This window comes from Aquimarina litoralis (assembly GCF_019295435.1).
GTDB lineage: Bacteria > Bacteroidota > Bacteroidia > Flavobacteriales > Flavobacteriaceae > Aquimarina > Aquimarina litoralis_A.
On the sequence record NZ_WEKL01000007.1, the window covers coordinates 137,931 to 151,156 of the forward strand.

The window sequence follows — 13,226 nt, forward strand, 5'->3', positions numbered from 1 at the left end:
TGTTTTGAAGATAGTAAATGACCCGATTTTCATCGGTATATTATCTAAATCTAATGTCATGGAATTGTTGATGTCCATCGGGTCATTCTCATCTAAAAACGAATTCTACTAGAAATCGATATCGTCTCCTGCGCCAGCTGTTGCAAATTCTGCATTATATTTTTCCATTAGCTCTCCCATTTTTAGGGCAAGTCTTGTGTCAGTTGCCATTTTTGTTGTCCATTGTGAACCTACTGAACTCCAATCGGTAACACTAAGACCATATTCATTAAGAATAGAAGCTGCATCTTTTCCTTGTGTTGCTCCCATATTTTGGTGACACATAATCTTGATATATAGGTCAAAATCTTCCATTACATTGTCTAAAGGACTTCCATCTGTACCAGTTGAAGAAGGTGTTTCATTAGTTTCGGTTGCTGCGAATTTACCAATGTTAGAGTTCATAAAAGCATCTCCGTATACTTTGGAAATAGCAAAGGTTGTATCTTGAGACATTCTAGCAGTCCATTCTGCAGAAACTTCATCCCAGATAGGCTTTTCCGTTTCTACAACTTTCAATACTTCTTCTAGATCCATTCCACCTGCAATTTTAGCATTTGCAGCAGCCCAAGTCTCCATATCTATTCCCTTAATAGGATCTAATAATCCTCCAGCTTCAGCCGCTTCAATATGAGCATCCATTTGAGCATCTAGTTTTGCTTTTTGTTCTTTCAGAAAATCATCTGCGGCATCATAAGCTTTTCCTTCTGCTTTTTCTATTTTTATTAAAGAAGATGCAACATGATCTTTTAAAGAAAAATGGTTATTACTTTTAAAACCATACTGTGCTGCGGTTTCTTCAAAACTTTCACTGTTATTAATTTCATCTAATATTTCTCTTGCTCTATCAGTAGTTGTGTTCAGCTCTTCTGGATAACCAAGTGTTTGTAAACAAGCATTTAATTTTCTTTCCTCACCGTTAGCGAATTGATTAAGGTCAACCCATCCTCCAGTAGTTCCGTCATTATTTTTACTATAACATAACCAAGGTTCAATATGTCCAATTAGATCTGGATTAATATCTGGCCAACTAAAATCTGCTGCCTCTTGCGTAGTATAGTCATAGCTGCTTTGTGAAGAGGATTGTTTATTTTTTATACCTAAAGCGATAGCTTTTTGCCCTTGTTCAGTTTTGTCGTGATCTGTGAATTTATGTATGTTGCTCATAATTTTTGATTTTAAATTTGTTTTAAATTAAAACTGAGATAGAATCTCTTGCTTTTTTTGTTTGTATTCTTGTTCATCAATGAGTCCAGCTTCAAACATCTTTTTTAACTTTTCTAGCTTTTGCATTGGATCATTAGGGTCTGAAGTAGATGCTGGTGGATTGTTTGGTTGTTGATACTGTTGCTGTTGAGGAGGTTGTTGATTTTGACTATTCATCATATTTCCCATCATTTGTCCCATACCTAAACCTGCTCCCATCTGCATACCTAAATTTCCACCACCTTCGTTTTTTGCCATATTTTTTAGAGCTTCAAGCTGCTGATAATCTTGATAACTCACTCCAAGTTCTCTCATTGCTTGTGCCTCGGCACTCATGTCAGCTATTCTACCAATTCTTGTTTTGGTTTCCTCATCAAAATTGGTTCCTTCTATTCTAAAATCTAACAGCTGAAATCCTAAATCATTGAAAATAGATTCGCAAGAAGTTCTAGAGAACTCCGCAATCTCATTTCTATGTTTATCAATATCTATATAACTAAAAGATGCTTTAGCAAGAAAATCACTAATAGGCTGTGTAATTCTTGATAAGATTACCTTTTGTATAGCTCTTACTGGATAATAATCATCGCCAGCAATTACATTGGTAAAAAAATCAACCGCCTTTGTAATCTTAAATGAGAAATTTCCAAAAGCACCCAATCCTACAGGAAAATTATATACTGGATCTTTATAAGTAATAGGAGAAGGTGTTCCCCAACGTATATTTTGCATTTCTGCTTTTCTATAAAAGTAAATCCCTACTTTATGAGCAGACTCAAACTTATACATGATATTTTTAATAGTTGTCCAGAAAGGAATATTGCCAGTTTTAAGGTCATAAAGTCCTTCTTCTTCAAAATAACCCTCAACTTTTCCTTCATATACAAAAAGACATCCTTGTCCTGGGCCTACAATAAGTTTTGAAGCATTTTTAATTTCATCACCATCTTGTGTCCATTTTTCGAAAAGTGTATCAGGTTTAGGATTACTCCACTCAATTACAGAGCGCAGTTGGTTGCTAAATGAATTTGACATATAATTTCTTTTTTAGTTATCAATAATCGATTACGAATGACATTTTTGCGGTGAGATCCTTCTCATATCTTTCTTGATAATCAGGAATGATTTCAATTCGTTTTTTAAGAAAAGCTTCTATGTATTTGCGATATGGTATAAGTAATTCGTCTTTGCTAAAAATATCTCTATCTGCTAGATAGTTTTGAAACTTGAGGTTTTCATATTCCAAATGATGTTGAAGTGCAGCCTCTTCTCCTAATGCATTGATTGCAAAATGTTCTACATTTCTGGCTTTTGTTCCTGGCTCGAATGTGTTTACCGTCTGGCAATAATCACAAGTAGCATAATAGGATCTGAAAAAATTGTCCTTCACTGGTAGTTTTGCTTGACACTGTGTACAAGAAAAATCTTTGGACAAAGTTTCTTTAACCTGAGTGACTAATTTTTTCGCTGCATCTGCAAAAATTCGTACTTCATATGATTTCAATTCTTGATGTAGTTCATGTTGTAATTGAAACCCTTTTGTGCGTTCTTGTACAAATTTTTTTGAGTCGTACTCTAAATCGAGATCTAAAAATGTCTCTTCTACTTTTTCAAACCAAGTATCTTCTATTTTAGAGGCAAGATCTCTAGCTTGAGAATAGATTCCTGTCCAAGCATTTAAGAAAGTTGTGGTTTCAAAGTCAGTAGCTTCAAATAATAAGGGTAAAGCCTCTTCTGTCTTACTTAGTACTTCGTGAAATCGATCTTTTATTTTACTTAGGAACGTATCCCATCTTTGTTGTGTAGCAATGAAAGACATGATTTAGAGTTTTGTTTGTTAGGTTTTAATAGAATGGAGTTCCGCAGAAATCGCAATATCTAAGGTTGGTGTCACTTGGTCTTGCCGCTCCGCAACTTTTACATTTTTTGGTTTCAAGTCCTGCATTCGTTTCTTCAAATTTATTTGTAGAAGAAAGTGCATTACCTAAAATACTATCGAGAAGGTTCTTTTCTTCCTTTTTATTGTTGTCAGTTTTGTCCTTCATTTTTGTAAAGAGCTTTGAGTGGTTTGTAGAAAGAACTTGTGATTTTTATCAATGAGAGATAGTTATTTCTGTAATCTTATTGGTTAGTTTAAGAAATAACTATCTCTACTTATTTTATAGAAAAATCTTATTTGCTAAGACCTTCTTTTAAATCTTTAATAGTTTTAGCCATTACTACACCTGGAAGTTTTACTGGAGCAGCTACCTCAGCTAAGAAAGTACCTTTTACTTCTCCTGTTTTATAAGTTGTAAAACCGATTCTATATAATCCCACAGTAAGTGCTTTTAAAGGATCATTTATATCACTTTTATATCTTAATAATGAGTTGTAGGTACTACCACTTGGTTGTTTTGGCATTTCTCCGCTGTCGTCATTACGCTCTAATATTACCCAATTTGCACTATCTACAGCATCTTGGCTAATGTTTGCAGTACTGATAATGTCGGATCTTTCTAAAGTGATATAGGTATCAAAGTAATCACCAGACTTAGCATTCTTTGTATATGCTTCTGATTTTATAGGTTTTTTTACTTTAGCTTTTCCCACAGGAGACATCATTCTTACTCCAAGTTCTGGAGCTACAGCAGGTACCCAAACATAAATGTAATAGAATTTTTTTCCGTCTTTTACTTCATCTTCATTTCCTGGAGCAGCATATCCTAGATAAGATACTACATCTGTATATGGAACCTTGATAGTTTTCGGACCTATCTTTTTCTCAATAGAGCTTCCGAATTTTTTTAGTTTTTGTGCTTGTAAGGTTGATGTAGTTCCAAGAACAATAATGCTTAAAAGAAATAAAATTTTTGTTTTCATAATTTAAAAATTTGAGTGATTTGATAATTTATTTAGTTAAAAAAAGGTAGTACTGTGATTAGTACTATTAGTAATAAAAAAATGATTGTACCCGTGAAATGATACCACGGAATTCTTACTTCATTTTTTTCGAAGTTTTCAAAACTTGAAATTAGTTTTTCGCTTGTTAATTCATGCTTTTCGAAAGCACCTTTGCAATGACTACATACAGCATATACTTTTTTGCCGATAGGAAATAATGGGATCCAAAATACATGGAAATACTTTCTATATCCTTGAATCCACATTTGATTTTCTGTTTTGCAATAAGGGCAGTAACCTCCATCGAGTTTAGCAGGATGGATTGTAGAACTACTTGTTCCGAATATGATCATTACGATTTATGTTAGCGATTAAACGGTTTTTAAGAGTGTTGCTTGATTAGAATGGGAGAGAGAATACAACCTGGTTACAAGTTCATTTCTCTCTCCATTCTTCAACTAACTAACATATTACGTGAAGAAAAGGAATGACGCTACAATCATCCATCCTCCAACGATAAGTCCAAAGAGCCCTAGTTTTCCTTGCTTAGGAGCTAGCTTTGCTCGTAATTCGTTTGCTTTTTCTTTTGCTGCTTCATTTTTTGATAAGAAGAACTTATTGATAAGTCCGAAACCTAACATAAATCCAAGTGCAGCAGAAATGATATTACCTGCTAATAGAGTTACCCACCAGATTGGATAGGTTGTAAGCCAACCTAAGTTTAAAATTGCTGAAATAATTCCCCAGATACCCCAAAAACAAAATACAAAACCAATCCATCCTTGGTAAGGTTCGATTTTTTCTAAAAGTTCTTTTGCATTAGGCTTTTTGGAAAGTAATAATGATGGCACTGCTAAAATGCTTAATAAAATTAATGAGATTCCCCAGATCATATCTTAATGGTTTTATAGGGTTAGTAATTAGTTTAATTTTTAGAATTTGATTAGTTGTTTATCAAAAACTACAGTACAAAGATGCTATTTAAACAAGCCCTTAGAAACACCTTTTCTGGTGAAAATGACTACCCTGAAAACAGGGAGGATGGTTTTTTTGTTGATAACATATTTTGGCTTAATTATCTGGCTTTTAGTTGTTTAAAAATTATTTTTTAAAGCTGTAAATTAGATGTCTGATAGCTATTGATATCCATGCTAAACTATTAGAATGGGCTAATAAAGAAGAATCTATTGGCTTTGTAATCTTTTAGCCTTGATGAAATAAACAAAATGTGCTTTGCCTTTTAAGAACAAAAAATAATTATGGAATTATGGATAAATAAGTTTAGCGGAATAACTATCAATAGATTCCCCATACATTCCTTCTTGATAAATAAAAGTATCAGGATGAATATCGAGCAATCGTTTTTCTAAATAATAAACGTGGTTTTTATCTTTGGAAAACTGAGAATTAATTATTTCGAATGATGAAATATCAGCATTGTGTATTATAGAAGATAAATAATATACTTGTTTATGATCCTTTGCATACAGATCTTCAGAGTTTTCATATACCTTAAAACTTTTATAATCTGCTTTTTTAATTCTATTATTTAGTGCATAGATTTCTTCTTTATAAATAGAATGAATTTTGGAAAGTTCAATTAATTCCTTTTTTCGGACAAAAATGATATGATCTTCATCATAACTTAAAGTTCTATAGTGGTAACTACTTTCTATGTCACGGATTTTATTAATACTATATTTCTTGAAGTCAGGATTCATTACTTTTTTTCCGATATAATATAGATTGTTTTTATCTCTGGAAAACAACGTACTAATAAATTGATAACTGTCTGGGTCACTATCGGAAATTATTTGAGTTTTATAATACAGGTGATTTTTATCTTTTTGGTAATCTGAATTAAGAACAGTGAAACTTTCAGGATCAATATCCTTGAGTATGTGATTTTGAAAATAGATAGCTTTTTTATCCGTAGCAAAATTTTCGGTAATTACCTCAAAGTTTTTTGCATCAATTGTTTGTACTAATAAATCTTTATAATAGATACTATCATTTACTCTGACATAGTTTCCTTTGATGTCATTTTTTATTGAATATACTGTGTCATTTAATGTTGAAAGCCTATTTTCTTGATAAAATATAGCTGCTGTATCTTTTGAAAAATCACCCCATAAATATTGAAATGTGGCTGGATTCGCACCTTTTATAGGGTTTCTAAAGTAATATACTGTTGTAGTATCTTTGAAATAATAATGATATTGATACTTTGTCTCTGTTTTTTCGGTTGATATAATCTCAAATGTTTTTGGTTGTGCTCCTTCAAGAACTTTTTCATTGAAATACACATGATTTTTGTCTTTACCTAAATTATTCGCTAATACTTCAAAAGTTTCATAATCTACATTCTTGATTTTTCGAGCTCCTAGACTAAAGAAATTGGCTCCTTGAACAAATACTATAGTATTTTCTTTGTAGTAATATTGATTGCTAAGCTCTTTGTTTATGATTTTTGCTCCATTTGTGGATGGTGAAGAGACCCAGGAAAATAGTGCAATAGCTACAGCATAGTATACAATTGTTATTCCAATCATTACAGCAATGATAATTCCTATGATCTGTAATACTTTCATCTTTTATATTATTGTTTTTGAAGCTATAAGTAATTTACCATTTGTCATTTTTTTATATCAAAATATTGTAACACATTTTTCATTTATAGGTTGATAATGAGTTGTTTGCTTTGTAAAAAAAATGAAATTATTACTTCTGATATAAGGGTACAAGTTTTGGATAAATAGATATATGAAGAAACACTTTTTTCTGTGAAAGTTATACCCTGAAAACAGGGGTGTGCCTGTTTTATGAAAACTACGGTTTCTGGTGATTTAAACGAATCACTCGGCAGTTAATTTTGTCCCATATAATAACTCACAACTAATATATTATGAGGGAAAGTATATTAAAGTTTGATTATAAATTAAAATATAGCATTCTCAWTTGGCTTATACTAATTGGAACTTTGGAATTAAAAGCGCAGTTGAATCAGCCCTATGAATGTCCGGAAATACCACTAACCTATATTGATGGATCTAATGGCTTTGTATTAAACGGTATTTCTGAAGATGACGAAGCAGGTTTTGCTGTAAGTGGCGCAGGAGATGTGAATGGAGATCTTATAGATGACTTTCTAATTAGTGCGTATTTAGCGGATGAAGTAGAAGAAGATGTTGGAGAAGTTTATGTTGTATTCGGTAAAAATGAACCTTTTGATTTAGAAACTGAACTTTCTTCACTAGATGGTACTAACGGATTTACGGTAAGAGGGGAAACAATTAGAGGTAAATTAGGAAGTTCTTTAAGCGGGATTGGAGATTTTAATGATGATGGTTATGATGACTTTGTAATTGGTGAATCTGGTAATGAAAGTGTTTATGTTGTTTTTGGAAATAACATATTTCCTGATGTAATAGAAGCATCTAGTATAATGAATGTTGTTGGATTTAGAATGATCTCAAGCGATAATGTTAGGTTTGGAGCAGATGTAAATTCAGCTGGAGATATAAATGATGATGGAATACCAGATATCATTATATATTCCCAAAGTAATGATAATACCGTAGCAGGAAAAGCTAGTATCGTTTTCGGTACTTCAACATTATTTCCGAATGTTTTTGATGTAGCTAACTTAAACGGAACTAACGGATTTGAAATAAACAAAAATACATTTGATACTAGTTCTTCACAAAGAGTAGGATTAGTTAATACAGCTGGAGATATTAATAATGATGGAATTGATGATATTGTTGTTGGGTTTCCGAATTTTTCGAATGGTACTGAGCAAACCGGACTTGCTTTCGTAGTTTTTGGCAGTAATACAGGATTTTCTGCTAGTATGACATTTTCTGATTTAACAGGAACCAATGGTTTCCAAATAGTTGGAGAGTCAGCTTCTGGTAGATTTGGTGGTTCAGTTGCAAAGGCAGGTGATATGAATGCAGATGGGATTAATGACCTGATTATTGGTGCCGATGGAGAGACAGTAGATGATAATTCACGAGCTGGAAAAGCTTATATTCTTTTTGGAAAAACGACAGCTTTTGATGCCAGTATAAATATTTCTTCTTTAGATGGAAATAATGGGTTTTCTATTCTTGGAGATGAAGCATTTGGATTTGTTGGTAGATCTGTAAGTACAGCCGGTGATTATAATGGCGATAATCTAGATGATATTATCATTGGCGGAGATGGAATTAAATCTGGAGGTGGAGTCTATATAATTTATGGTAAAAATACCGGTTGGCAACCTTCTTTTGATACTAATTTGATTGACGGGATTAATGGTATTGAAATTTCTGACGACGATAGATTTAGTAGACAAAAATTTGGATTTGATGTTAGTATCGCTGGAGATATTAATAACGATGGTAGAGATGATGTAATTATAGGTGCTATCTCGAGAACTATATTTTCCTTCAATCTTGAAGGGAAAGGATATCTTATTTATGGAGGTTCCCTAAATGGTAGTATAGATAATACTCCTCCTGTAATTAATTGTCCCGGGGACCAAGTAATGGCACCGGATGTTACATTGCCAGAGTATATTCAGCCATTGTATGAAGGGATTACTGATGGCTGTCAACCAAACAATAGTCTTACCATTACTCAAACTCCAGTGCGAGGTACCCCTGTTACAGATGGAATGGTAGTTATTATTAGCGCAACAGATCGTCGGGGAAATACAACAGACTGTCAGTTTACTATAAGGGTAGAAAATATTGAAGAACCTCATTGTACAAGTCCTTTAGATGTTTCGCAATTATCAGGTCAAAATGGATTTACACTCACCAGTCCAAATGTCGCTGACAGTCCCAGAGGACAAACTTTTGTTAGTGGCGCGGGAGATATTAATAATGATGGGCGAGATGATTTTATCGTTTGCATTATTGATAATGAACCAAGTTCTTTTGATGTCAATGCATTTAGATTAGAAAATGATGAAGCCGAAGCCTATATTGTTTATGGAACGGATGGAGCATTTCCTTCTACATTTGACTTATTTTTCTTAGAAGCATCTCAAGGATTTAAAATTACCAAGCAACCGCCTTCTGTTGGAGCTAGAGCCAGTGAATTTTATTTGGTTGATGCTATTGGAGATTTTAATAATGATGGTATTGATGATTTGGTTATTGGAGATGGTAGTAGTATCTATGTCATGTATGGAAGAAATGGAAATTTTCCATTTACATTCGATATTACAAATTTAAGCGCAACTGATGGACTTGAAATTTCCACTTCAGGCTTTAATCCTACTGATGTTAGTGCCGCTGGAGATGTAAATAATGATGGTATTGACGATGTAATAGTTTCCGGAAGAGTAAATGGAGCACGAAAAGTTTTTGTGATTTATGGAGGTATTTCAGGTAATTTGTTCGATCTGAATACTATTAATGGAGCTAATGGATTTTTTATTGATGAATTGAACACAGTAGATCAATTTGGAATAAGTGTATCGGGTGCAGGAGATTTAAATGGAGATGATTTTGATGATATCATTATTGGAGCTTCGTATGCCGAACCTAATGGCGTTAGTAGAGAAGGGGTTGCTTATGTTGTGTTTAGTCCAGGTTCATCCAGTCCAGCTCAAATAGATCTTACTTCTTTAAATGGAAATAACGGTTTTATAATCAATGCCGTAAATTCAGGAGGACGTTTAGGAGCTTCGGTAGCTGGAGGAATGGATTTAAACAATGATGGAATATCCGATATGGTAGTAACAGCTCCCGAAGAAGATTTTGATATCAATAATGATAGAGTTCATGGGGCAATCTTTGTTATTTTCGGAACATCAACCGGATATTCCTCAACTTTTGACCTGTCCACTATCGATGGTACTAATGGTGCTTTAATTTATGGATTACAGTTCATTGGTCAGGCTGGATATTCATCAAGCTTTGCTGGAGATTTTAATAATGATGGGATTGATGATCTAATACTTGGTGGTCCATGGGGTAGAGGAGGAGATGCGTATGTAGTATTTGGAAAAGAAAATTGGGAAGATCCCTTATATCTGAATACTTTAAATGGGGTAAATGGATTAAATATAGGAAATGAATATGAGATTAGTGATCATCATATAGGAGCTTCTGTTAGTAATATTGGAGATTTTAATGGTGATGGATTCGATGATGTTATTATAGGAGAGATACCTGATCTTTTTGATCAAGTTATAGGAAATACACACATTATTTTTGGAGGACTAAGCAATGATACTGAGTCTCCCGAAATAACAACCTGTTTGGATGATCAAGTACTGGCCGTAGGATCTTCATTTCCGGATTATACCACCTCAGTAATTGCAACTGACAATTGTGATTCTAGTTTAGAAATTATTCAGGATCCAGTTCCAGGAACAACTTTTACTGCTACAACTACTGTAACCATTACTGTTATTGATGATAGTGGGAATGAGGGAGAATGTAGTTTTTGGGTAAATGAAGAAACTGTCCCAGATACCGAAAATCCAACAGCAAGCAATCCAGATCCTATCAGTGTACAATGTTCTGATGATGTCCCTGATCCAGATATTGAAGTAGTAACAGATGAAGCAGATAATAGTGGAGAACCACCAATAGTAGCATTTGTGGGTGATGACACTTCGGTTGCTGGACAAGTACTTCGAACATATAGTGTTACGGATGCAGCAGGGAATAGTATTACGGTTACTCAAACCATTACTATCGAAGATACAATTGTCCCTTCCGCTAGTAATCCATTATCAGTTACTGTACAATGTTCTGATGATGTTCCTGATCCAGATATTTCCGTGGTTACAGATGCATCTGATAACTGTGAAACTCCAGATATAGCATTTGTGAGTGACGATACTTCTGTAGCTGGACAAGTACTTCGAACGTATAGTGTTACCGATGCAGCAGGCAATAGTATTACAGTTACTCAAACCATTACTATCGAAGATACGATTGTCCCTTCCGCTAGTAATCCATTATCAGTTACTGTACAATGTTCTGATGATGTTCCTGATCCAGATATTTCAGTGGTCACAGATGCATCAGATAACTGTGGAACTCCAGATATAGCATTTGTGAGTGACGATACTTCTGTGGCTGGACAAGTACTTCGAACGTATAGCGTTACCGATGCAGCAGGGAATAGTATTACAGTTACTCAGACCATTACAATTGAAGATATGATTGCACCTTCTGCTAGTAATCCATTACCAATTACGGTAGAATGTGATTCAGATATTCCATCTGCAGATATTTCAGTGGTCACAGATGCATCAGATAACTGTGGAACTCCAGATATAGCATTTGTGGGTGATGACACTTCCGTTGCTGGACAAGTACTTCGAACGTATAGTGTTACCGATGCAGCAGGCAATAGTATTACAGTTACTCAAACCATTACAATCGAAGATACGATTGTCCCTACAGCTAGTAATCCTTTATCAGTTACTGTACAATGTTCTGATGATGTTCCTGATCCAGATATTTCAGTGGTTACTGATGCATCAGATAACTGTGGAACTCCAGATGTAGCATTTGTGGGTGATGACACTTCGGTTGCTGGACAAATACTTCGAGCTTATAGTGTTACCGATGCAGCAGGGAATAGTATTACAGTTACTCAAACCATTACTATCGAAGACACGATTGCACCTTCAGCTAGTAATCCTTTATCAGTTACTGTACAATGTTCTGATGATGTTCCTGATCCAGATATTTCAGTGGTTACTGATGCATCAGATAACTGTGGAACTCCAGATGTAGCMTTTGTGGGTGATGACACTTCCGTTGCTGGACAAATACTTCGAAATTATAGTGTTACCGATGCAGCAGGGAATAGTATTACAGTTACTCAAACCATTACTATCGAAGATACGACTACACCTACAGCTAGTAATCCATTATCAGTTACTGTACAATGTTCTGATGATGTTCCTGATCCAGATATTTCAGTGGTCACAGAAGCATCAGATAACTGTGGAACTCCAGATGTAGCATTTGTGGGTGATGACACTTCGGTTGCTGGACAAATACTTCGAACGTATAGTGTTACAGATGCAGTAGGGAATAGTATTACAGTTACTCAAACCATTACGATCGAAGATACAATGGCACCTACAGTAGATTGTCCAGATACTCAGATGTTACCTGTAGGAGCTGTTCTTCCAGATTATAGAAATTTAATTAACCCGGTTGATAATTGTGATACCGATTTAAGTATAGAACAAATTCCGGCAATAGGAACTGATTTTACTGATGGAATGACGATTCAACTCACAATATCTGATGCTAGTGGAAATTCTAATAGTTGTACATTTATAGTTACATCTTCCACAGATACTGAATCACCTTCTATAACTTGTTTACCCGAGCAAAATACTTCTTGTGATGTAGAAACAGTTCCTGATTATAGACCATTACTAACAGTAACAGATAATATTGATTCAAACCCTACTATTATTCAAACTCCAATCCCAGGAAGTGAATTGGTAGATGGAACCGAGATAGTTATTACCGCTACCGATGCTAGTGGGAATAGTTCGGAGTGTAGGTTTAGAGTTTTTGTAGAAACTATATCCCTTGATGTTGGAGAAGATGAGACAATTATGCAAGGAGAAGAAGTTCAATTAAACGCAGTAGTATCAACTACAGGTTCTGTGGTTTGGTCTCCTGATATTGGGCTGAATGATCTTACCATTTTTAATCCCATTGCAAGTCCTACTGAAACCATGACATATACAGTAACTTTTATGAGCGAGGAGGGTTGTATTGTTGAAGATACAATTACCGTATTTGTGGAATTAGTTCCTGAAGATGAAACCAAATACGGCTTTTCTCCAGATGGAGATGGAATTAATGAGTTTTGGGAAATTCATAATATCGAAAACTATCCAGATAATGTAGTTTCTATTTACAATCGTTGGGGAGATTTGGTTTTTGAAATAAGTGGTTATAATAATACATCACGAGTTTTTGATGGAACTGCTAATAGAAAGCGCGGTCTTGGAGCCGACAAGCTTCCTGGAGGAACTTACTTTTTTAATATTAAAACAAGCGGGGAAAATAATTTGAGAAAACCAACTGGTTTCCTTGTTTTAAAACGTTAATACA

General features: G+C 34.4%; 9 protein-coding genes. 1 reads left to right on the forward strand and 8 read right to left on the reverse strand.

The genetic code is table 11. From position 1 onward, the window contains the following. Positions 1-108 precede the first annotated feature (108 nt). The 8 genes from GBO31_RS05950 to GBO31_RS05985 all read right to left on the reverse strand — a co-directional run bounded on the left by GBO31_RS05950 (position 109) and on the right by GBO31_RS05985 (position 6,719). Positions 109-1,206: a DUF6620 family protein gene (locus GBO31_RS05950; protein ID WP_219007413.1), complete on the reverse strand. Its 1,098-nt coding sequence runs from the start codon at positions 1,204-1,206 to the stop codon at positions 109-111. A gap of 27 nt (positions 1,207-1,233) precedes the next feature. After that, the gene (locus tag GBO31_RS05955; RefSeq protein ID WP_219007414.1) at positions 1,234-2,280 is read right to left on the reverse strand and encodes an SPFH domain-containing protein; all 1,047 of its coding nucleotides are present in this window, start codon (positions 2,278-2,280) and stop codon (positions 1,234-1,236) included. A 19-nt stretch (positions 2,281-2,299) separates the two neighbouring features. Further along, on the reverse strand, positions 2,300-3,064 hold the full coding sequence (locus GBO31_RS05960; RefSeq protein WP_219007415.1) for a hypothetical protein: 765 nt from the start codon (positions 3,062-3,064) through the stop codon (positions 2,300-2,302). A gap of 25 nt (positions 3,065-3,089) precedes the next feature. Further along, entirely contained in the window at positions 3,090-3,290 is a 201-nt protein-coding gene (locus GBO31_RS05965; protein ID WP_219007416.1) for a hypothetical protein, read from the reverse strand. 127 nt (positions 3,291-3,417) lie between these two features. Beyond that, a complete protein-coding gene (locus GBO31_RS05970; RefSeq protein ID WP_219007417.1) occupies positions 3,418-4,107 on the reverse strand; it encodes a Lipl32 family lipoprotein in 690 nt (229 codons plus the stop codon). A 32-nt stretch (positions 4,108-4,139) separates the two neighbouring features. Continuing rightward, the gene (locus tag GBO31_RS05975; RefSeq protein WP_219007418.1) at positions 4,140-4,481 is read right to left on the reverse strand and encodes a zinc-ribbon domain-containing protein; all 342 of its coding nucleotides are present in this window, start codon (positions 4,479-4,481) and stop codon (positions 4,140-4,142) included. A 117-nt stretch (positions 4,482-4,598) separates the two neighbouring features. Then, complete coding sequence (locus tag GBO31_RS05980) at positions 4,599-5,021, reverse strand: hypothetical protein (RefSeq protein WP_219007419.1); 423 nt, start codon at positions 5,019-5,021, stop codon at positions 4,599-4,601. 372 nt (positions 5,022-5,393) lie between these two features. Further along, positions 5,394-6,719: a DKNYY domain-containing protein gene (locus GBO31_RS05985; protein ID WP_219007420.1), complete on the reverse strand. Its 1,326-nt coding sequence runs from the start codon at positions 6,717-6,719 to the stop codon at positions 5,394-5,396. A gap of 314 nt (positions 6,720-7,033) precedes the next feature. Here GBO31_RS05985 and GBO31_RS05990 point away from each other — a divergent pair, with 314 nt between their 5' ends. After that, positions 7,034-13,222 carry a gliding motility-associated C-terminal domain-containing protein gene (locus tag GBO31_RS05990; RefSeq protein WP_219007421.1) on the forward strand — a complete coding sequence of 2,063 codons (6,189 nt, stop codon included), beginning with the start codon at positions 7,034-7,036 and terminating at the stop codon, positions 13,220-13,222. Positions 13,223-13,226: the final 4 nt, after the last annotated feature.